This window comes from Methylobacterium sp. Leaf111 (genome assembly GCF_001423285.1).
GTDB lineage: Bacteria > Pseudomonadota > Alphaproteobacteria > Rhizobiales > Beijerinckiaceae > Methylobacterium.
The window spans coordinates 222,369-243,346 of record NZ_LMNE01000012.1 but is presented as its reverse complement, the minus strand read 5'-3'; the positions used below and the strand labels follow the sequence as shown (position 1 = coordinate 243,346).

Genomic DNA, 20,978 nt, shown 5'->3' with positions numbered 1-20,978 from the left:
TTCCGCGGAAGGTGTTCAGGGGTTCGCTCCCACCGTGTGCAATCAGGCTCGCAACATGCGAATGATGCAGGGCCTGAGCGAGCCGGCAAGGCGCTTTGAACAGCCCGGCACAGAGCGAGCCGTCGCCCGTTCCGTGGGGCGTGTCAAGCACCTGAACCTCGTCAAAGGCCGTCTGCGGGGCAGCAATGTTACGGTCTGAAACATTTCTGCGCCACCGACTCCTACCGGTAGGCAGCCCCCCCTGGAATGCCAACAACCTATGTTAACGGGACGGTCCGGGGTGCGAGACTGGACGCGACGGTCCGCGATGGCCTGGCTCGCGCTCTCCGGCATGCGGGCTCCCGACTCGGCCACGGCCGGGTCTCCCCTCGTGGTCGCCTCGAAGAGCGATACCGAGGGCGCGCTGACCGGCGCCATGATCGCCCAGGTTCTGGAGAAACTGAACCTGCCCGTCCTGCGCAAGCTCGGACTCGGGCCGACCCTGATCGTTCGCAACAGCCTCCTGTCCGGCGAGATCTCGATTTATCCCGAATACACCGGCAACGGCGCCTTCTTCACCGGCACGGAGACCGATCCGATCTGGAAGTCGCCGCAGGGCGCCTACGACACCATCCGGCGGCGCGACGCCGAGCGCGGCCTCGCCTGGCTGACCCGGGCACCGGCCAACAACACGTGGCTGATCGCCGTCAACGGGGACCTGGCACGGCGCGAGCACCTGACCACGATGACCGACTTCGCCGGAGCGGTCCGCCGCGGCCTCATTCGGCTCGCCGCCTCCACCGAGTTCGTGGAGAGTCCGGCGGCCCTGCCGGCCTTCGAGGCGGCCTATGGCTTCGCCCTGCCCTTGAATCGCATCATCAGCCTCCCCGGCGGTGACACGTCTGTCACGGCGCGAGCGGCCGCGCAGGGGATCAGCGGCGTGAATGCCGGGATGGTCTACGGGACCGACGGGGCCCTCGCGGCGCTCGACCTCGTCGTCATGAGCGATCCCCTGGATGCCCAGATCGTCTACGAGGTGGCCCCGGTGATCCGGCAGGCCGACCTCGCCCGCCACCCCGAGATCGCTCCCGCCCTGGCGCGCGTGTTCACCCGCCTCGACGCCGAGACCCTGCGGCGGCTGAACGCGCGCATCACCGTGGACGGCGACGTGGCCGAAGCGGTGGCAGCCCGTTACCTGTCCGAGAACGGGCTGCTGCCGTGACGGCGGGGACATCGGGAAGCGCGCTGCGGACGGTCGGGATCGGGCGCGTCCTCGCGTTGCTCGTCGGCACCGCCTGGCTCGGTGCCCTGGCGCTCGCCCTGACCTGGCTGCCGGTGCTCACCATCGCGCGGAACCGGCTCGCGCTCGGGGATCCACGGACCGGCTCGGAGGCGCTCGGCGCAACCGGTGCCCTGGTTCTCGCAATGAGCGCCCTCGCCATCGCCCTCGTGGTCTCGCGAAAGCGGGCGGCGGCGGCGCTCGCCACGCTTCTGCTTCTCCTGGCCATCCTGGCCTTCGGACAGGGCCTCGGCGCCGGCGCCGTCCGGTCCCTCGCCGGACTCCCGCCGGCCGCGCGGGCCAGTCTCGGATCGGGATCCTGGCTCGGCCTGTTCCTCCTCGCCGGCGCCCTCGGCCTCGCGGTTCGGCGGTCTCGCAAACCGGGTTTCGGCCTCGCCATCGGCCTCGGCTTGGGCCTGGCGCTCGTCGTCCTCGGGTGGTCGGGCGCCTTCGATGCCCTCTCGCTCGCGGTCGAGTACGCGGCGCGGCGCGAGACGGTGAACGCGGCGCTCGCGGAGCATCTCGCCCTCGCGGGCGCGGCCCTCATTCTCGCGGGTCTCCTCGCGGTCGGGCTGTCGCTGCTCCCGCAGGGGCTGGTGGCCCTGGTCCTCGGCGGGATTCAAGTCGTGCCCGCCGTGGCCCTCCTCGGGGGAATGGTTGCCGTGATGTCGGGCTTCCTCCGTGCCGTTCCGATCCTGCGGGACCTTGGTCTCTCGGCGTTGGGCCCCGTCCCCGCCATCGTCGCCATCGCCGCCTATCTGGCCCTGCCCCTCTGGCGCGGGCTGACCCTGGCTTTGCGGGCGCCGGACGACGACACCCTGCAGGCTGCCGAGGCCCTCGGCCTCTCGCGGGGACAGGTGCTGGCGCGGGTCCGTCTGCCGATCGGTGCGCCGATCCTCATCGGGGCCGTGCGGGTCGCGGCCGTGCAGGGCCTCGGCCTCGCCACCCTCGGCGCCCTTGTCGGGGCCGGCGGCCTCGGCCGCATCGTCTTCGACGGGATGGCGCAGTTCGCGCCCGACCTGATCCTCCTCGGGGCGATCCCGGTCGTGGTGCTCTCGTTGCTGACCGAGCGCGGTCTCAGCCGAGTGGAGGCCGCCGCGCGGCGGCGGTGGCACGCATGAGCCGGTCCCGACGAACCGCGGCCCTCGGCTTCGCCCTCATGGGCCTCGGCCTCGCTGTGGCCAGTTATCCCAGGGTGGCGAGCTGGATCACCGAGGCCCTGGGGGAGCCGGCGCGGCGTCCCCTGTCGGTGGAGCGCCTCCTCGACCTGGCATGGAAGCACCTCGCCCTGGCCGGAACCGGCCTCACCCTCGTGGCCGTCCTGGGGATCGGCCTCGGCATCCTGATCACGCGCCGCTTCGCAGAACCCTGGCGGCCGTTGATCGATGGACTCGCGGCGGCCGCGCAGGCGGTGCCCCCGGTGGTCGTGGTCGCGCTCGCCCTGCCGATCCTCGGCTTCGGAGGTCCCCCGACGCTGCTCGCCCTCGTCGCCTACGGAATCATGCCGGTCCTGCGGGGGACGGCGGGCGCCATCGCGGGGGTGGCACCGGAGGTCCGCGAGGCCGGACGGGCGATCGGCCTGACCCGGCTCCAGATCCTGGTACGGATCGAACTGCCCCTGGCCGCCCCCGATATCGTCGAGACCCTGCGCACCGCCCTGGTGCTCGCCATCGCCACCGCCGCCGTCGGCGCCCTGGCGGGGGCCTCGACCCTCGGCACGCCCATCGTGTCGGGCCTGCAGAACCAGAACACCGTGGCGATGCTCCAGGGCACCGCCGCCACGGCCGCCCTGGCGTTCCTGGCCGACGCTGCGCTGCTGGCCGGCGTCGGCGGGTGGCGCGCTATTCGTCCTTGAACACCACCTGCGCGCCGCGGCTGACGCGGTTGGCGAGGTCGCGCGCATCCCAGTTCGTCAGGCGGATGCAGCCGTGGGATTCGGTCTTGCCTACCTTCTCCGGCTCCGGTGTGCCGTGGATGCCGTAGGAGGGGATCGAGAGGTCGATCCAGACCACGCCGACCGGGTTGTTAGGGCCGGGCGGGATGGTGAACTTGGTCTTCGCCTTCACGCCGGCGAACTGGTACTTCGGATTGTAGGTGTAGGTCGGCGCGTAGGCGACGCCTTCGACCTTCGCCTCGCCGGACGGGGCCGGCTTCTCCTCGCTGCCGATCGAGGCCGGATAGAACGCGACGAGTTTGCCGTCCCGGTCGAAGGCCCGCACGGCGCGGCTCTCCTTGTCGACCTCGATGCGGGTCACGTCCTTCGCGTCGCGCGCCTCGGGATCGACCGCCTGGGCCTTCGAGCCCTTCGTGTCCGTCGCCTTGCCGGTATCCTTGTTGGACTCCCTCTCGCTGGAATCTCTCTTGCCGGATTCCGTCTTGCCGGCCTCCTGCGCCTGCTTCTTCGCGGCCTTCTCCTCCGTCGTCGCCTTGCCGGTCTCCAGCGGCTTCACCGCGGCGACCAGGATCACCGTACCGGCCTTGCCGAAATCCGCGTCGGGGTTGAGCGCGCCGAGGAGATCCGGGGCCATGTGGAAGCGCTCGGCCAGCATCTCGCGGGGGCTTGTATAGCCCAGCGCGTCGAGATCGGCCTGCTCCTCCATCTTCGCCGGCATCTTCTCGACGAAGGGCCCCGCCGCATCGGCCTCCGTGACGGTATATTCGGTGAGCACCGGATCACGGCTCGTCGCCTGAAGCGTGTCGGCGAGGTCGGGCGCGATCTCCGTTTCGGCCTTCAGGCCGTTGGCGGAGGCGAAGGCCGCCAAGGCGCCGCGCAGGTTGTCGCCGTCCCGGCCATCGATGGCGCCGGGCGAGAAATGGGCCCGGTCGAGGAGGATCTGCGCCTTCACAAGCGCCGGCTCCGGGCGCTTCGCTCCGCTGCGCTTGGCCGCCTCGCCCTTCGACTCGGCCCTGTCCGTCCTCTTCGCCGCGCCCGTCTTCGGTTCGCCGCCCTGGGCGTCGGCCTTCGCGGCGTCCCCGGTCGGCGCCAGGGCTGCGGATTCCACCGCCTCGCGCGTCAGCGCCGGTCCCTCCGCCTTGTCCTTCGTCTCGGCCTGCGCGCCGCCCGCCAGGGCGACCAGGGCGAGGGCGGCGAGACCGCCGCCAATGCGTGTCGAAGGATACCTGATCACCGAAGAACTCCCGCGCTATCCGCCTGATGGCGCGGGAGTAAGCGCGCGGGGCCGTCCGGCGTTCCGCCCCTCACTGACAGAGGCGGTGGCCGGCATTCCGCTGTCGCTCGTCGAGATGGAGATGGTTGGCGTGGGCCGCATCCGAGCCCGGGCCGAGGACCGTGCGGAAGAACGCGCAGGCCCGGCCGCGTACGGCGGCCAGGAAGGTCGCCTCCGGCGTTCCCTCCGGCGCGGCCAGCACCGAGAGGGCCGGGCGGTGGGCGAAGGTGAAGCCCATCACGTCGACGCCGTTGGCGAAGCTGTGTTCGCTGAGCTTGGCATCGGGATCGTGATTCTGGCCCCGGCATTCGTAGGACGTCCCGATCGTCAGCCCCTTCAGCGGCTGGCCGAGGTCGCGCTCGGCGGCCACCTGCGCCTCCGTCGTCCAGCGGGCGAGGGATTCGGCGGCTTCGCAGACCAGGGTCACCGGCGGCGCCAGGGCAAGGTCGTCGGCCAGCGCCGTGACCTTCAGGGGCCTGGCTGCCCCGCACTGACCGTTCGCGATGGCCGGCAGAGGCTCGAAGCGTGCGCCGAGGCGCTCCAGGCGACGCCGGCAGGCGCCGTCGTCGACGGGCACCACGGTGATGGCCAGGGCGGGGGCCGAGAGTTCGGCGGGTCGCGGAGGCGGCGCCGGCACTTCCCCGTCGTCCGTGGGCTTCACCGGTTCGGCCTCGCGCGCCTTTGCCGCCTCTGCCGGCGGCGACAGTTCCGCCGGTCGTTCGGGTGGGCGCGGCGCTTCGACCTGGGCCGGCGGGGCGAGCTCCGTTGGGCGCGGCGGGGGCGCCGGCGGCGGCGTCGGGATCGCCGTCGCATCCGACGGCACGCCTTTCTCCTGCGCCGAACCGTCGCGCGTGAGGCCGAGTTGGCCGGCGAGGACGAGGATCGCGGCTCCGGCAAGGCGGCGGGCGGGTCGGTGACGCATCTCGTTTTCCATCTGGTCCGGGGCCCCGGACCGCCGGTAACGGTCGGGAGGCGCTGCGGGTTCGCGCGGGGCCTTTACCGCGTCAACCCAGAGACGAAACCGACGCCGTGTCGCTTGCGGGCGTAGGCCCGCATTTGCGCTTCGCGCCTGGGTGCTTACCTTGCGGCGCGACGCGCGATGAACCGGACGAAGGACTGCGAATGACCACTGGCACGCCCGACGCTTCCCAGGAGATGGCTCACGAGACGACCGCCGCCGCGGCGCGGATCGGCCCCTTCGCCGACCCGGCCTGGTCGACGCCCCACGGTCTGCCGCCGTTCGAGCACATCGTGCCCGCCCATTATCTCCCGGCCTTCGAGGCGGCGCTGGCCAGCCACCGGGCCGAGATCGACGCCATCGCGGCCGACACCGCCCCGGCGACCTTCGCCAACACGGTTGCGGCTCTGGAGCGAGCGGGGCACGACCTCGACCGCGTCGCCTCGGTGTTCTTCAACCTGAGTGGAAGCCACACCAACCCCGAGCTGCAGGCGGTCGAGCGGGCCATCACCCCGCGCCTGGCCCGCCACGGCAGTGCGATCTACCTCGATGCCGCCCTCTGGGCCCGCATCTCCGCGGTGGATCCCGGGGCCGAGCAGCTCGGACCGGAGGAGCGTCGGGTGCTCGACCGCTACCGGACCCGCTTCCGCCGCTCGGGTGCCGATCTGGCGCCCGAGGCCAAGGATCGGATGGCTGAGATCGCCGCCCGCATGGCCGAGCTCGGCACCAGCTTCAGCCAGAACCTGCTCGCCGACGAGAGCAGTTTCGCCCTGCCCCTTGAGACCGAGGACGATCTTGCCGGGCTGCCGCCCTTCCTGCGCGCGGCAGCGGCGGCGGCGGCCCGGGAGCGGGCCAGCGCGCACGGCCACGTCATCACCCTGTCGCGCTCGCTGATCGAGCCGTTCCTTGTCTTCTCCACGCGCCGGGACCTGCGTGAGAAGGCCTACGACGCCTGGACCCGCCGCGGTGAAAGCGGCGGCGCCACCGACAACCGCGGCCTCATCGCCGAGATCGTCGCGCTGCGGGCCGAGCGGGCCCGACTGCTCGGCTACGACAGCTTCGCCCATTTCAAGCTCTCGGACACGATGGCGGGCTCGCCCGACCGGGCGATGGACCTCCTGCGCAACGTCTGGACGCCGGCGCACCACCAGGCCGCCACCGAGCGGGACCGGCTGCAGGCGCTGGTCCAGGCGGAAGGCCACAACTTCGATCTCGCCAAGCACGACTGGCGTCACTACGCCGAGAAGCTGCGCCGGGCCGAGCACGACCTCGACGAGGGCGAGATCAAGCCGTACCTGCCCCTCGACGGCGTCATCGCGGCAGCCTTCGACACGGCCGAGCGTCTCTTCGGCCTGCGCTTCGAAGAACTGCCCGACGTGCCGCGCTATCACCCGGACGTGCGCGCCTGGGCCGTGCGCAACGGGGACGGATCCGAGGTCGGTCTGTTCCTCGGCGACTACTTCGCCCGCGCCACGAAGCGCAGCGGCGCCTGGATGAGCGCCTTCCGGTCGCAGGAGCGGCTCAACGGCGACATCAAGCCGATCATCGTCAATGTGATGAACTTCGCCAAGGCGCCGGACGGCGAGGCCACGCTGCTCTCCTTCGACGATGCCCGGACGCTGTTCCACGAGTTCGGCCATGCCCTGCACGGCCTCCTCTCCGACGTGACCTACCCGCTGCTCGCCGGAACCGCGGTGGCGGGCGACTTCGTCGAGTTGCCGTCGCAGCTCTACGAGCATTGGCTCGAACAGCCGGAGGTGCTGCGCAAGCACGCCCGGCACTACCGCACCGGTGAGCCGATGCCCGAGGACCTGCTGAAGCGCCTGCTCGCGGCCCGGACCTTCAACCAGGGCTTCGCCACCATCGAGTACACCGCCTCGGCGATCGTCGACATGACGCTGCACCTGTCGAGCGCCGGCGAGGACGGGCTCGACGTGGCGGCCTTTGAGGCGGACGCCCTCAAGCGCATCGCCATGCCGGCCGAGATCGCGATGCGGCACCGGACGCCGCATTTCGCGCATATCTTCTCGGGCGACGGCTACGCGGCCGGCTACTACAGCTACCTCTGGTCCGAGGTGCTTGATGCCGACGCCTTCGACGCCTTCCGCGAGGCCGGGGACATCTTCCATCCGGAGACCGCGGCGCGGCTGCGCAAGTACGTGTACGGGGCCGGCAACCTGCGTGATCCGAGCGAGGCCTACACCGCCTTCCGGGGGCGGTTGCCGAGCATCGACCCGCTCCTGCGCCAGCGGGGGCTGGCGGCCTGACGACCCGCCACGCGGGAGACAGGGTAACGGTTTCGTAAAGAAACAGCCTTAACCAATGCTTCCTGCCCCATCAGGAAGCATTGGTCATGACGAATAAGGCCCTCGCGGCATCGGCCGACCCCTCGCCCGACACCCTGCTCAAGCAAGCGATCCTCGGCGCCCGCGCCTCGGCCGAGAAGGCCGCTGCGCCGTCCGTCGCCGGCGGCGCCCCCTGGACCGCGAAGCTCCGCCCCGAGCCGCGTCTCCTCGCCATCGCCGCGGCAAGCCTCGGGCTCGGCGCCCTCATGGGGGCCGGCGCGATGAGCCTCGCAGCCCCGCGCGGGGCGGACGGCAGCGAGACCCTGGCGCAGATCCGCCACCAGATGGAGATCGGCCGCACCGAATCCGAGCGGCAGGTCGAGCGCCTGGCCAAGGGCCTCGCACAACTTCAGGACATTGCGGAGGCCGGCCGCCAGGAGGCCAAGGCGCGCCACACGAATCTCGCCGAGCGCCTCGGCCGCGCGGAGCAGGGCCTCGCCACGAAGCTCGCCGCCACCGGTGACCGCCTCGAGCAGGCGGAGAAGGACCAGAGCGCCCGCCTCGCCGCCCTCACCCTGCAGATCGAGAAGCGCACGGCGGCCCCGGCTCCGCCGCCCGTCGTCGCGCCCCAGGCCGCCAAACCTGCCGCCCCCGAGCCCACCGAGACGGGCGCGCTTCCGGACAAGCCGAAACCGTCACCCGCCGAGGGCTGGGCGGTCCGGGAGGTCTACGATGGGGTGGCGGTCCTGGAGGATCGCAAACGCCGCCTCGTGGAGGTCGGCCCGGGCGACACCGTTCCGGGTGTCGGACGCATCGAGGGCATCGAACGGCGGGGCAAGAGCTGGGTCGTCGTCACCAAGCAGGGCATCATCACGCCGCAGGCGTGGTGAGGCCGGGCCGAGTTCGGCCGACCTGACGAACCGCGGTCAGGACGCCTGGGCCTCGATCTCGGTCTCGGCGTTCCGCACGGGGAAGCGGGGCTCGATCGTCAGGGGATCCGCGATCATCGACCCCCGCGCCGCGCGGTTGCGCCCGTGGGTCAGTGCCCGCGTCTGCGCTTCCGCCGACGGATGCAGGATGGCGGTCAGGAAGGCAAAGCCTTCGAAGTCGGAATCGAGGTTCTTGGCTTCGAACACTGGCATGGCGGTCACCGGACCCGAGGTCCTGAAGGGCCCCCGGAGGGAGCCTCAGGACCCGTCATTGGCAGATAATGGGGACAGCGGCAATAAGTTCCGAAAGCCCACAATTATTTACCGTTAATTCACCTCTGCGCCGGACCGAAGGTTAACGCGGTGCGGCAGCGCACCTGATTACAGTGTTCGCGCATCCTGGTAGATCGCCGCGGGAAGGCCCCGGATGTCGGTCTCGACGGTGAGGAGGTGGCCGGCCAGCGGGTCGTCGGCCGGGTCGCGCCCGCGCAGGGCGGTGGTGATGAACAGGGTCGTCAGATCCGGGCCGCCGAAGGCGCATTTGGTGACGAGCGCGGTGGGCACCGGCAGCACGCGCTCGATCTGCCCCTCCGGATCGAAGCGGGTGATGCGCGATCCACCGTAATGGCAGACCCAGAGATACCCGGCGGCATCGACCGTCAGGCCGTCCGGCTTGCCCCAATCGGCTTCGAAGGCCGCGAAGGGCTGGGGCGGTCCGATGCGGTCCTCCGCGATGGGATGGACCCGGATCACCCCTTCGGCGGTATCCGCGGTGTAGATCCGGCTGCCGTCGGCCGTCATCACCGGTCCGTTCGACACGGCGACCCGCCCTCCGAAGGCATCGAGGCGCCCACCGTGCCAGCGGTGGAAGGTGCCGGTGGGCTCCGCCTCGGCGTCGTCCATGGTGCTGAAGTAGAGGGCGCCGTCCGGTCCGACATGGCCGCTGTTGAGCCGGTTGCCCGAGCGATGATCGTCGGGCGCCACCAGCGGATCCCGACGGCCGCTCTCCAAGTGAAGCCGCACGACACCGGATTCGAAGCCGGCGAGCACCGTGCCGGGATCTTCCGTGAGAAGCGCGAATCCGAGCTTCTCGTCCTGCGGATAGCGCTGGGTCGCCCCGCTCGCGGGGTCGTAGCGCCAGATCGTCGGTGTCTCGACGTCGACCCAGCTGAGCGTGCCCGAGCGGGCGTCCCAGGTCGCTTCCTCGCCGAGTGCGCAGCGGCAGGGAACGGCGACGCGGGGCGTGTGCGGATGGACGCGCAGGGTCATCGGGTCGGGCTCCGGGCTCGGCAGGGGCTTGAACGGGGGAGCGGCACTCCGCTCCGGCGACGTCGGTCAGGCGACGTCTTCGCGCAGGAGCTCGGTGTTGACCGCGAAGGCCGCCATGGCCCCCTCTGCGGCGGCGACCACGGCGAATTGCACCCGGCGGGAGGCGTCCCCGGCGACGAACAGGCCGGGCACGTTGGTGGTCTCGTACTCGCCCGTCGGCACCACGCCCTTTCGGGTCAGGTCGCAGCCGAGCTGCGTGATGAGGTCGGACGGCTCGCACGGCATCGTCATCAGGAACACCGCGTGGCAGGGCAGACTGGTGCCGTCCGCGAAGGTGAGGCGCTGCGGTTGGCGGCCGTCGCCGTCAAGGCGCCGGATCGGCGTCTCGACGATGCGGACGCCGTGGTGGGCGAGACGCGCGCGATCGTGGTTGGAGAGAACGGTCGGCTGCGCATCGGTGCAGAGGGTGACGTCGTCGCTCCAGACGGTCAACTCGAGGGCCATGCCCTTGGCCGCTTCGCCATGGGCATAGACGACGAGGGGCCGGTCTCGATTCTCGTAGCCGTCGCAATAGGGGCAGGAATGGACCCCATGGCCCCAGTAGAGGTCGAAGCCCTCCACCGAGGGCAGGGCCTGATGCAGGCCCGTCGCTAACACCAGCTTGCGCGTCGTCTCGTGACTGCCGTCGGCCAGGGTGACGCAGAAGCCTTCGTCGCAGCCCCGGGCCTGGGTGACCTCGACCGCGCGGCGCTCCACCGTGGGATAGCGGTCAAGATCGGCCTCGGCCCGGGCCCGTAGCTCCAAGGGCGGCGTGCCGTCTCGGGTGAAGACCCCCCAGCTCCGCGGCGTGACCGCGTTGCGGGGCTGGCCGGCATCGCAGAGGAGCACGTCGCGGCGGCAGCGTCCGAGGATGAGCGCCGCGTTGAGGCCCGCCGGACCGCCGCCGACGATGATGACGTCGCGCATATCGCCCGCTCCCCGGCCTGACCTGTTCGAGGATCAACGGTCGGACACGGGGGGAGGTTCGGCGAAGGCCCCCGCGGAACAGGAAAAAGGGCGCTCGCGCGCCCTCGTTCCGTTCCCCAGGGCCGACGGGCGCCTCAGGCGGCGGTCGGAGCCTTCACGGGGATGCCCTTCTCGGACAGGAACTGCTGCAGCTCGCCCGATTGGAACATCTCGCGGGTGATGTCGCAGCCTCCGACGAACTCGCCCTTCACGTAAATCTGCGGAATGGTCGGCCAGTTGGAGAAGGCCTTGATCCCGTCCCGGACCGCCGCATCGTCGAGGACATTGACGCCCTTAAACGGCACTTCCAGGTAATTGAGGATCTGCACGACCTGGCCCGAGAAACCGCACATCGGAAACTGTGGCGTGCCCTTCATGAAGACGACCACGTCCTGGGACTTGATCTCGTTCTCGATCGCGGTGTTGACGTCGCTCATGGGAGTCCTCGTTCGTCTCGGGTCGTGGAAGCTCGCGCTTGAGTTCAGGATTCCAGCGCGGATTTCAAGGCCGTCGATCCTGCGATCCGACGCAGTGCCGCATCCCAATCACACGGAAGCACGAGAAGTTCGTCCGGACCGAGAGGGCATTGCGCCGGTAGGTTCGGAATCAAGGTATCGCCGTAGCGCCTCAGGCTCAACTTCGCCAGGGACTGCGCAGACGACCAGATCTTATCCCAGTCCAGGCGTTGCCGCAGAAAGCGCTCGTATCGATTCATCGCCGTGATCTGGAACGTCCCGGCTTCCTGGTACCAAAGGTCGAGAGCTGCTGCGTCCGGCGCGGACAACCGCTTCAGCAGATGCGCCAAAGTCTGTGCCAGCAGGCTCTCCACGGCCTGGACCTGAGATCGACCCACGCTCTCGATCTCCTCGGCGACGTTCTCCCAATCCAGGATGTTCAACAGGTCCGGCCGACGCGCGAGAGCGCGCAGGGTCGAGGCCTGCTGCTCGGCCCAGGTCACGATGTCGTCGTCGTAGAGGCTCGGCTGGTCCATACGGTCCGCCTCCGGGGAGACCTCAATCCTGCGGGACGCCCGTGGTGAGCGCAAGGGCGTGCAGCACGCCCCCCATCCGGCCCTGCAACGCGCCGTAGACCATCTGGTGCTGCGCGACGCGGGTCTTGCCCTTGAAGGCCGTGGACAGGACCGTGGCGGCGTAGTGGTCTCCGTCGCCGGCCAGATCCTTGATCTCGATCCGGGCGTCGGGCAGCGCCTCACGGATCATCGCCTCGATCTCGCGCGCATCCATCGGCATCGGGTTGGCTCCTGACGGTCGGAAAGGGGGGGGCTTCAGGCCGGGACGCCCGCCGGTTGGCTCGCCATGTAGGCCGGCAGCCAGCCCTCGTGGGTCTCGCGCAAGGTGGCCACCGATATGGTCTCGCCGTGCGGCAGGGTCAAATGGTCGTTGCCCGTCACGCCGACCACCGCCGCCGGGATGCCCTGCGCGGAGGCGCTGTAGAGGAGATCCGGCGCCGTCTCGGGGTCGATGGCGAGGAGGTAGCGGGCCTGGTCCTCGCCGAACAGGTAGGCGTGGGTCGCCACGCCCGGCGGCACTTCGGGGAGGGCGGCGCCGATGCCGCCCGCCATCGCCATCTCGGCCAGCGCCACGGCGAGGCCGCCGTCGGACAGGTCGTGGACCGTGTCGACGAGACCCGACGTAATCAGGCCGCGCACGAAATCGCCGTTGCGGCGCTCCACGGCGAGGTCGACCGGGGGCGGGGCTCCCTCCTCGCGGCCGGCGATGACCGAGAGGTAGACCGACTGGCCCAGCCAGCCGGCGGTCTCGCCGATCAGCACCAGGACGTCGCCGGCGCGCTTGAGGGCGATCGTGGCGTGGCGCGTCACGTCGTCGAGGACGCCGACGCCGCCGATGGTGGGAGTCGGCAGGATGCCGACGCCGTTGGTCTCGTTGTAGAGCGAGACGTTGCCGGAGACGACGGGGAAGTCGAGGGCCTTGCAGGCCTCGCCGATGCCCTTCAGGCAGCCGACGAGCTGGCCCATCACCTCGGGCTTCTCCGGGTTGCCGAAGTTAAGGTTGTCGGTGATGGCCAGCGGCCGACCGCCGACCGCCGTGATGTTGCGCCAAGCCTCGGCCACGGCCTGCTTGCCGCCCTCGACGGGATCGGCCTCGCAATAGCGCGGGGTGACGTCGGCGGTCATGGCGAGGCCGCGCGGACCGTCCTCGACCCGCACGATGGCGGCGTCGCCGCCCGGCTTCTGCACGGTATTGCCGCCGATGAAGTGGTCGTATTGCTCGTAGACCCAGCGCTTCGAGGAGAGGTCGGGCGAGCCGACGAGGCGCTTCAGGGCCTCGGCGCTGCCCACCGTCTCGGGTACGTCGGCGGCGGCGAGCACCGGCTGGTGCGTGTTGGCGATGTGGGGCCGGTCGTAGAGGGGTGCCTCGTCGCCGAGTTCCTTGATCGGCAGGTCGGCCATGACGACGCCGTCGTGCTTCACGACGAAGCGGAGCGTGTCGGTGGTGTGCCCGATGATCGCGAAATCGAGGCCCCACTTCACGAAGATCGCCTCCGCCTCGGCCTCCATGCCGGGCTTGAGCACCATGAGCATGCGCTCCTGGCTCTCGGAGAGCATCATCTCGTAGGCGGTCATGCCGGCCTCGCGGGCGGGCACCTTCTCGATGTGGAGCTCGACGCCGAGGTCGCCCTTGGCGCCCATCTCGACGGCCGAGCAGGTCAGGCCGGCGGCGCCCATGTCCTGGATCGCGATCACGGCGCCCGAGGCCATCAGCTCGAGGCAGGCCTCCAGCAGCAGCTTCTCGGCGAAGGGGTCGCCCACCTGCACGGTGGGGCGCTTCGACTCGGAGGCGTCGTCGAATTCCGCCGACGCCATGGTGGCGCCGTGGATGCCGTCGCGGCCGGTCTTCGAACCCAGATAGACGATCGGATTGCCCACGCCGGTGGCGGCCGCGTAGAAGATGCCGTCGGTGCGGGCGAGGCCCACCGCCATGGCGTTGACGAGGATGTTGCCGTCGTAGCGCGGGTGGAAGCCCATGGCGCCGCCCACCGTCGGCACGCCGAAGGAATTGCCGTAGCCGCCGATGCCCGCGACGACGCCGGAGACGAGGTGGCGGGTGCGCGGATGATCCGGCGAGCCGAAGCGGAGGGCGTTCAGGGCGGCGATCGGGCGCGCGCCCATGGTGAACACGTCGCGCAGGATGCCGCCGACGCCGGTCGTCGCGCCCTGGTAGGGCTCGATGAAGCTCGGGTGGTTGTGGCTTTCCATCTTGAAGACGCAGGCGAGCCCATCGCCGATGTCGATCACGCCGGCGTTCTCACCCGGGCCCTGGATCACCCAGGGCGCCGAGGTCGGCAGGCCGCGCAGGTGCTTGCGGGACGACTTGTAGGAGCAGTGCTCGTTCCACATCGCCGAGACGATGCCGAGCTCGGTCAGGGTCGGGTCGCGCCCGATCAGGCCGCGGAAGCGCGCGTACTCGTCCGGCGTCAGGCCGTGCTGGCGGACCAGTTCGGGGGTGATCGGAACATCGTTGCGGAACATGCGACCCTCTCGGCACCGCCCCCGTCCGGGTCCGGCCGTGCGTGACGGCTCTAAAGCGGAACGCCGCGCCGTGGCAACACGCGATCGTGGCGCGAGCGCGATCCGCGGCCCTAATCCTCCGGGCTTTCGGCGATGAAACGCCCCTTGGGCTGCTCCTTCACGTCGCGCCAGCGCCGGATCAGCGCATGGACGGGTTCGGGGCCGGCCACGAAGGCGACGTAGTCGAAGGCCTCCGGGTCGCGGCTCGACATGAGCAGCTGGAAGTGCATCCGGAATAGGTTCCACTTGCGCCGGGCGATGATGCGCGTCTCGATCAGATCCTCGATCCGGACGTGAATCTCGACGGGGCGATGGGCCAAGGGCGCCGGAAGCTTCGAGGCGCTGAGCGGATTGCGCTGGTGGACCGAGAGCCAGTCCCACTTGGCCCGGACGTCGAGCCAGCGGATCGCGTCGCTCGCCGCCACCCGGGCGAGGGCGCCGCGGGTCTCGGTGGCGCGGGGGTCGAGGGTGATCCACGGGATGACGCTGCCGATGCTCACGAAGGAGACCGGTGTGCCGCGCCGGCCGAATTCGGGATCGGCGACGAGCACCCGGTCGAGCGCCTCGAGTCCGAGGAAGCTCGACGAGGAATGGCCGATGACCACGATCTCGGAGGCCTGGCCCTCCGCGCCCCGGATGATCGACGCGAAGGCGTCGAGCCGGGCGCGCATCCGGGTGTCGGCGCCGCTGGCGTGATCGTGGGTGAAGGCGGTGTCGTCGACGAGGTGCGCCACGTAGAACGGCTTGCCGCGGGTCGCCCGCATGAGCAGCGCGAGGAGCCCGTAGGCCAGCACGGGCACCGCCAGGAGCCCACAGATCCCGGACAGGCCAGGCACCAGGGCGACGGCAGCCGACGCGAGGCCGAGGCTCAGGACGACGAGGAACAGGTAGATCAGGTGGACGCCGACGATGACCCGGGCGAAGCGCCGGGCCTCACGCCGGAAGGGAGCGACGTAGCCCGACCGGATCAGGCGCCACCACAGGGCCGGCACCTCGAGCAGGCGGCGTCCGTTGGTGCGGGGGAACCGGGCCGCGACGATGTCGTCCCAACGCAGGAGGGTGTAGTGCGTCGTGTGTCCGTCGAGATCCACGCGCCAGTCGACGGCCAGCCCGTCCGCGCTCCGCTCCGGATCGCCCACTGTGATCGCCAGTCCGCGCCGGACGGCCGTGAGCCGGGCTTCCCGCCGGAACAGACCCCAATAGGTCTCGGGTTCGCGGGGATCGAAGCCCGGCATGTAGAAGACCTGACGGGCAGCCGGTGCGGGCGGTTCTGAAGGCGTGATGATGGGGACCCGTCCGATTCGAAGCTGGCGGCCGCTGGCCGCGCCCGTCCCTACACGATGGCGATCCGGATAGACGAGTGCGAAAGCGCATCCGGGCGCCGTCGGGGCGCCCCGGCCGCACGTCCTACCGGGCGGCTGGCGCGTGGGACAGGAAATCCGCCACCGCCGCGACGAAGCGCTCGCCGTAGGCCTCGCGCTTGCGCTCGCCGACGCCGTGGACCGTGCGCAGGGCGTAGAGGTCGACGGGCTTGGTGCGCGCCATCTCGATCAGGGTCCGGTCGGGGAAGACCATGAAGGCGGCGATGCCCTCGGCCCGGGCGATGGTGGCGCGCAGGCCGCGCAGGTGCTGGAACAGGGCCTCGGTGGCGGGATCGAGATCCAGGCTCGCGTCCTCGCGGGCCGCCCCGCGCTTGCGGTCGCGCGCCTCGGCCACCTTCGGCTCTGGGTCGGGCCGCATCTGGATGGCCTCGCGGCCGAACAGGATCGCCTCGCCCTTGTCGGTGAGCGAGAGGCCGCCGAACCCGTCGCCGTTCTCGGTCACGGCCCCGGCGGCGAAGAGCTGGCGCAGCATCGCGCGCCAGGCGGCGATGGGCTTGTCGGCACCGACCCCGAAGGTCTTCAACGCCGCGTGGCCGTTACGCCGGATCGTGTCGGATTCCTTCCCGTGCACCACGTCGCAGACATAGGCGGCGCCGAAGCGCTGGCCGGTTCGCACGATGGCCGAGAGCAGCTTCTGGGCCGGCACCGTCGCGTCGATGAGCGAGACGCCGCTGCGGCAGAGGTCGCAGCGCCCGCAGGGTTCGCTCGCCTCGCCGAAATAGCCGAGCAGCGACTGGCGCCGGCAGGTGGCCCCTTCGCAGAGCGCGATCATGGCTTCCAGCTTGCGCCGCTCCACGCGCCTGCGCTCGTCCGGCACGTCCTTCTCGTCGATCTGGCGGCGGCGCAGGGCCATGTCGTCCAGGCCGTAGATGGTCAGGGTGTCGGCGGGCAGGCCGTCGCGGCCGGCGCGGCCGATCTCCTGGTAGTAGCCCTCGACGTTGGAGGGCATGTCGGCATGGCAGACGAAGCGCACGTCGGGCTTGTTGATGCCCATGCCGAAGGCCACCGTGGCGGTCATCACCACGCCGTCCTCCTGCAGGAAGGTGTCCTGGTTCCGCATGCGCGTGCCCTGGTCGAGGCCGGCATGGTAGGGCAGGGCGTTGAAGCCGTCCTTGGCCAGGGTCTCGGCCAGCTGCTCGGTGCGCTTGCGGGACGAGCAGTAGATGATTCCACTCTCGGCGCGCCGGTGGCGCAGGAAGCGCTCGATCTGGCGGGTGGGGTTGTCCTTCGGCGTGAAGGTCAGGCGGATGTTCGGCCGGTCGAAGGAATGGACGAAGGCCTTGAGTTCGCGGCCCGCCGGGAACAGCCGCTCGGTTATGTCGGCCCGAGTCGCCTTGTCGGCAGTGGCGGTGAGCGCCACGGTCTGGACGTTGCCCAGCGCCTCGCGGGCCCGGGCAAGATCCCGGTATTCCGGACGGAAGTCGTGACCCCATTGCGAGACGCAGTGCGCCTCGTCCACGGCGAGCCGGCGCACGCCGGCGCCCCGCAGGGCGTCCATGAGCCCCTCCATCATCAGCCGCTCGGGCGAGACGAAGAGCAGGCGCAGGTCGCCGGAGCGGATCTGCCGCCAGGTCTCGCGGGAGGTCGCCTCGGCGACGGACGAGTTCAGCGTCGCGGCCGCCACGCCGAAGCCGAGCATCTGCTGCACCTGGTCGTGCATCAGGGCGATCAGCGGCGAGACCACGACGGTCAGCGACGATTCGACGAGCGCCGGCAACTGGTAGGTCATCGACTTGCCGGAGCCCGTGGGCATCACGGCGAACACGTCGGTCCCGTCGAGGACGGCGCCGATCACCTCGTCCTGGCCGGGCCGGAAATCGTCGTAGCCGAAGGTGGTCTTCAACGCGGCGCGAGCCTCGTCGAGGCGGCTTGTCATGGGCATCCTGGCCTGATGGTGAGCGGGCGGGCCGCTTGCGGCGCCGATGTGTCGGCAAGACGCTCGACGCGTCTACACGGGTGACGCGTCGATCCGGGGATCGGCATAATGCCTCTGACCATCCGAAGCGAGGAGGTCAATCGCCTCGCCGAGAAGGTGGCCACCTGGCCAAGACGAGCCAGACCGAAGCGGTGCGCCGGGCCCTCGCACAGGAGTTCATCGGCAACGACTTTTCGCAGACCGACATCGCATCGGCCCTCGCCGGATGTCAGCGCAGGGCAATGGCGGCCGCCGCGCCGGCCATGACGGTCGCGGAGCCCTGGTTGATCCGGCGGCGGGCGCGCCGTGAGGTGAAGGCCCGGCGGGCGCGGTCGGCCGCAAGAACGTAGAGTCCCAGCATCGTCCCGAGCACCGAAACCAGGGCCGCCGCCATCGTCATGAGGCCAAGCGTCGAAAGGTGCGGAAGGTCGACGACGCTGGGGAGGAGGGCGAGGAAGAATAGGATCACCTTCGGATTGCCGAGGGTCATCGTGAGGCCCCCTAGGAAAGCGCGCACGGCGTCCTGGCGCGGCGAAGCAGCCGGAGCGGTTGTGTCCACCGGAGCGTTCCAGGTCTTCCAGGCCAAGTAGACGAGGTAGAGGACGCCGCCTGCCTTCAGGGCCACGAAGACGGGTGCGAAGGCCTGGGCCAGGAGCGCGAAACCGCAGGCGGCGATGGTGAACCACGTGAGGTCGCCGACGATCATCCCGAGGACGAATCCGAGAATGCCGCGGGTGCCCGAGGTCATCACGCGGGCCACGAGTGCGGCGATTCCAGGCCCCGGCGAGGCTACGGCGCCGGCGTAGATCAGCGCGGAGAGGAGAAGGCTGGAAAGGGGCATGGTCCCGCCACGAATCAATCCCGGGCGATCCGCCCGTCCGCGACCTTGACCATATCGGCCCGCCCGTCCAGCTCGCCGAACAGAGCCGGGTCGGCCCCCGTCATCCAGACCTGCCCCTGCAGGGCTTCGAGGGCATCGAAGAGCCCGGCGCGCCGGCGCGGATCGAGATGGGCCGCGACCTCGTCGAGCAGGATCACGGGCGCCAGGCCGCTCATGGCCTGGACAAGGCGGGCATGGGCGAGGACGAGGCCGATGAGGAGTGCCTTCTGCTCGCCGGTGGAGGCAGTGGCGGCGGGCACGTCCTTCGGGCCGTGGCGGACCACGAGGTCACTGGTCTGCGGTCCGCTCAGGGTCCGGCCGGCGGCGCGGTCGCGGCTGCGGCCCTGGCGCAGGGCCATGCGGAAGCGGTCCTCGGCCTCGATCGCGGGCCAGACCGCCACGAGGTCGTCGAGGTCGCCTTCCAGGCGCAGGCCGGCCCAGGGAAAGGGCTGGGCATCGTCACGGGTCTCGGCGATGAGCCGATCCAGGCGCTCCGCAGTCTCGCGCCGGGCCAGCGCCACGGCGACGCCGAGCTCGGCCACCTCGCGCTCGATCGCGTCGAGCCATTGGCCATCGTTGGGCCGCTCGTCGAGGAGTCGATTGCGCGAGCGCAGGGCGCGCTCCATCGCGTTGACGCGGGCGCCGTGGCTCGCGTCCACCGCGAGGACGAGGCGGTCGAGAAAGCGGCGCCGGTCACCGGCCGGGCCGCGAAACAGACCGTCGAGATCCGGGGTCAGCCAGACCACCCGGAGGAACTCCGAGAAGGCCACGGGCGAGGGCGCGGTGGCCCCGTCGATCCGGCACAGGCGGGCGGCGCGGCCGTCGAGGCCGGGCGGTTCGTAGCCGGTGCCGATCCGATGCTCGGTCTCATCCCCCGCCAGGGTCATGGACACGGCGAAGCCGCCCGGCCCGCCGGTCCGCGGCATCGCCGAAAGGTCGGCGCGGCGCAGGCCGCGTCCCGGCGAGAACAGCGAGATTGCTTCCAAAAGGTTGGTCTTGCCGGCCCCGTTCTCGCCCACCAGGGCGACGAAGCGACGGTCGACCGCGAGGTCGAGGTCGGCGTGGTTCCGGAAGTCGCGGCAGATCAGACGGGTGAGACGCACCCGCCTGCCCTTAGCCGATCACCCGCGGCCTGTCTCGCACCGCGACGCCACGAGCGGCGATCACACCCGCATCGGCATCAGCACGTAGAGGGCGGCGGCGCCCTCGCGGTCCTGGATCAGGGTCGGGGAGCCCGGATCGGCCAGCTTGAAGAGGGCGGTGTCGCCCTCGAGCTGACTCGTGATGTCGAGGAGGTAGCGGGCGTTGAAGCCGATATCGAGGGCGGGGGCGTCGTAATCGACGTCGAGTTCCTCGGTGGCGCTGCCGGAATCGGGGTTGTTCACCGAGAGGGCGAGGCGGCCCTCCTGCACGGCGAGCTTCACCGCCCGGCCGCGCTCCGAAGAGATCGTCGAGACGCGATCGACGGCCTTGGCGAAGACGTCGCGCTCGACAGTGAGGAACTTGTCGTTGCCTGACGGGATCACGCGCTGGTAATCCGGGAAGGTCCCGTCGATCAGCTTCGAGATCAGCACCACACCGCTGGCGAACTTGAAGCGGATCTTGGCCGGCGACAGGTCGATCTCGACGCTCTCGCCGCCATCCTCCACCAGCTTGATGATCTCGGCCACCGCCTTGCGGGGCACGATGATCCCCGGCATGTCGCGGCTGCCCTCGGGCGCCTCGATCTCGACGCGGGCGAGGCGGTGCCCGTCGGTGGCGACGCCGCGCATGCGCAGGGTCCCTTCGACCTCGATGGTGTGGAGATAGATGCCGTTGAGATAGTAGCGCGTCTCTTCCGTCGAAATCGCGAACTGCGTCTTCTCGATCAGGCGCTTCAGATCGGAGGCCGCGATCACGAAGCGGGTCGGCAGCTCGCCGGCCGCGAGATCGGGGAAATCCCCCTCGGGCAGGGCGCCGAGCGAGAAGCGCGAACGCCCCGAACGGATGGTCATCTGCCCGGTCTCGCCGCTGGTCTCGAGTGAGACCTGGGCGCCGTCCGGCAGCTTGCGCACGATGTCGTAGATGACGTGGGCGGGCACCGTGGTGGCGCCGGCATCCACCACGTCGGCCGGAATGGTCTCCGTCACCTCGATGTCGAGGTCGGTCGCCCGCAGCTCCAGGCTGCCCGCATCGCAGCGGAGGAGGACGTTGGACAGGATCGGGATGGTATTGCGGCGCTCCACCACGCGGTGCACGTGGCCGAGCGACCGAAGAAGGGCCGCACGCTCGACAGTGACTCTCATGGTCTGAACTCGTGGTCTCTCGTCGGACGTCGCCGGAACGGGCGCGATCGAAGCGCTCCGGTTCCACGTGCGCCCTGGCACCGTGGCCGTCGAAC

Annotated in this window: 19 protein-coding genes; 5 read left to right on the top strand and 14 right to left on the bottom strand. The window is 70.5% G+C overall.

All coding sequences use genetic code 11. The features are described from left to right. Nucleotides 1-307: 307 nt before the first annotated feature. The 3 genes from ASF41_RS10225 to ASF41_RS10215 are packed head-to-tail and all read left to right on the top strand — an operon-like array spanning nucleotide 308 to nucleotide 3,113. The gene (locus tag ASF41_RS10225; RefSeq protein ID WP_082504249.1) at nucleotides 308-1,201 is read left to right on the top strand and encodes a glycine betaine ABC transporter substrate-binding protein; all 894 of its coding nucleotides are present in this window, start codon (nucleotides 308-310) and stop codon (nucleotides 1,199-1,201) included. Continuing rightward, nucleotides 1,198-2,379: an ABC transporter permease subunit gene (locus ASF41_RS10220; RefSeq protein ID WP_082504247.1), complete on the top strand. Its 1,182-nt coding sequence runs from the start codon at nucleotides 1,198-1,200 to the stop codon at nucleotides 2,377-2,379. The genes ASF41_RS10225 and ASF41_RS10220 overlap by 4 nt, the downstream gene beginning before the upstream one ends. After that, nucleotides 2,376-3,113 carry an ABC transporter permease gene (locus tag ASF41_RS10215; RefSeq protein ID WP_056492914.1) on the top strand — a complete coding sequence of 246 codons (738 nt, stop codon included), beginning with the start codon at nucleotides 2,376-2,378 and terminating at the stop codon, nucleotides 3,111-3,113. Before ASF41_RS10220 ends, ASF41_RS10215 begins: the two co-directional genes overlap by 4 nt. Here ASF41_RS10215 and ASF41_RS26045 read toward each other — a convergent pair. Then, nucleotides 3,100-4,386, bottom strand: a complete 1,287-nt coding sequence (locus ASF41_RS26045) for a L,D-transpeptidase (protein WP_244479613.1) — start codon at nucleotides 4,384-4,386, stop codon at nucleotides 3,100-3,102. The genes ASF41_RS10215 and ASF41_RS26045 overlap by 14 nt on opposite strands. Before the next feature lie 70 nt (nucleotides 4,387-4,456). After that, on the bottom strand, nucleotides 4,457-5,347 hold the full coding sequence (locus tag ASF41_RS10205) for an extensin family protein (protein WP_082504264.1): 891 nt from the start codon (nucleotides 5,345-5,347) through the stop codon (nucleotides 4,457-4,459). Nucleotides 5,348-5,580: 233 nt separating this feature from the next. On the opposite strand from ASF41_RS10205, the gene ASF41_RS10200 reads away from it, so the two are divergent. Both ASF41_RS10200 and ASF41_RS10195 read left to right on the top strand, forming a co-directional pair. Then, the gene (locus tag ASF41_RS10200; RefSeq protein WP_056493048.1) at nucleotides 5,581-7,650 is read left to right on the top strand and encodes a M3 family metallopeptidase; all 2,070 of its coding nucleotides are present in this window, start codon (nucleotides 5,581-5,583) and stop codon (nucleotides 7,648-7,650) included. Between the two features lie 86 nt (nucleotides 7,651-7,736). Beyond that, on the top strand, nucleotides 7,737-8,558 hold the full coding sequence (locus tag ASF41_RS10195; RefSeq protein ID WP_056492911.1) for a hypothetical protein: 822 nt from the start codon (nucleotides 7,737-7,739) through the stop codon (nucleotides 8,556-8,558). A gap of 36 nt (nucleotides 8,559-8,594) precedes the next feature. Here ASF41_RS10195 and ASF41_RS10190 read toward each other — a convergent pair whose 3' ends face one another. The 12 genes from ASF41_RS10190 to dnaN all read right to left on the bottom strand — a co-directional run bounded on the left by ASF41_RS10190 (nucleotide 8,595) and on the right by dnaN (nucleotide 20,883). After that, nucleotides 8,595-8,810 carry a hypothetical protein gene (locus ASF41_RS10190; RefSeq protein ID WP_056351245.1) on the bottom strand — a complete coding sequence of 72 codons (216 nt, stop codon included), beginning with the start codon at nucleotides 8,808-8,810 and terminating at the stop codon, nucleotides 8,595-8,597. Nucleotides 8,811-8,978: 168 nt separating this feature from the next. Next, nucleotides 8,979-9,866, bottom strand: a complete 888-nt coding sequence (locus tag ASF41_RS10185) for an SMP-30/gluconolactonase/LRE family protein (protein WP_056351151.1) — start codon at nucleotides 9,864-9,866, stop codon at nucleotides 8,979-8,981. Between the two features lie 66 nt (nucleotides 9,867-9,932). Next, nucleotides 9,933-10,832: an NAD(P)/FAD-dependent oxidoreductase gene (locus ASF41_RS10180; protein ID WP_056492908.1), complete on the bottom strand. Its 900-nt coding sequence runs from the start codon at nucleotides 10,830-10,832 to the stop codon at nucleotides 9,933-9,935. Between the two features lie 134 nt (nucleotides 10,833-10,966). Next, nucleotides 10,967-11,308 carry a Grx4 family monothiol glutaredoxin gene (gene grxD / locus ASF41_RS10175; RefSeq protein WP_056222726.1) on the bottom strand — a complete coding sequence of 114 codons (342 nt, stop codon included), beginning with the start codon at nucleotides 11,306-11,308 and terminating at the stop codon, nucleotides 10,967-10,969. A gap of 44 nt (nucleotides 11,309-11,352) precedes the next feature. Continuing rightward, complete coding sequence (locus tag ASF41_RS10170) at nucleotides 11,353-11,862, bottom strand: DUF29 domain-containing protein (RefSeq protein ID WP_056492905.1); 510 nt, start codon at nucleotides 11,860-11,862, stop codon at nucleotides 11,353-11,355. Nucleotides 11,863-11,884: 22 nt separating this feature from the next. Beyond that, nucleotides 11,885-12,121 carry a BolA/IbaG family iron-sulfur metabolism protein gene (locus ASF41_RS10165; protein WP_056222722.1) on the bottom strand — a complete coding sequence of 79 codons (237 nt, stop codon included), beginning with the start codon at nucleotides 12,119-12,121 and terminating at the stop codon, nucleotides 11,885-11,887. A 35-nt stretch (nucleotides 12,122-12,156) separates the two neighbouring features. Further along, a complete protein-coding gene (purL, locus tag ASF41_RS10160) occupies nucleotides 12,157-14,382 on the bottom strand; it encodes a phosphoribosylformylglycinamidine synthase subunit PurL (RefSeq protein WP_056492902.1) in 2,226 nt (741 codons plus the stop codon). 110 nt (nucleotides 14,383-14,492) lie between these two features. After that, nucleotides 14,493-15,656 carry a hypothetical protein gene (locus ASF41_RS10155; protein WP_056492899.1) on the bottom strand — a complete coding sequence of 388 codons (1,164 nt, stop codon included), beginning with the start codon at nucleotides 15,654-15,656 and terminating at the stop codon, nucleotides 14,493-14,495. Nucleotides 15,657-15,828: 172 nt separating this feature from the next. Next, the gene (recQ, locus tag ASF41_RS10150) at nucleotides 15,829-17,679 is read right to left on the bottom strand and encodes a DNA helicase RecQ (RefSeq protein ID WP_056492896.1); all 1,851 of its coding nucleotides are present in this window, start codon (nucleotides 17,677-17,679) and stop codon (nucleotides 15,829-15,831) included. 268 nt (nucleotides 17,680-17,947) lie between these two features. After that, the gene (locus tag ASF41_RS10145) at nucleotides 17,948-18,559 is read right to left on the bottom strand and encodes a LysE family translocator (RefSeq protein ID WP_056492892.1); all 612 of its coding nucleotides are present in this window, start codon (nucleotides 18,557-18,559) and stop codon (nucleotides 17,948-17,950) included. Between the two features lie 14 nt (nucleotides 18,560-18,573). Beyond that, nucleotides 18,574-19,701 carry a DNA replication/repair protein RecF gene (gene recF, locus ASF41_RS10140; protein ID WP_056492889.1) on the bottom strand — a complete coding sequence of 376 codons (1,128 nt, stop codon included), beginning with the start codon at nucleotides 19,699-19,701 and terminating at the stop codon, nucleotides 18,574-18,576. Nucleotides 19,702-19,761: 60 nt separating this feature from the next. Continuing rightward, nucleotides 19,762-20,883 carry a DNA polymerase III subunit beta gene (gene dnaN / locus ASF41_RS10135; RefSeq protein WP_056492886.1) on the bottom strand — a complete coding sequence of 374 codons (1,122 nt, stop codon included), beginning with the start codon at nucleotides 20,881-20,883 and terminating at the stop codon, nucleotides 19,762-19,764. Nucleotides 20,884-20,978: the final 95 nt, after the last annotated feature.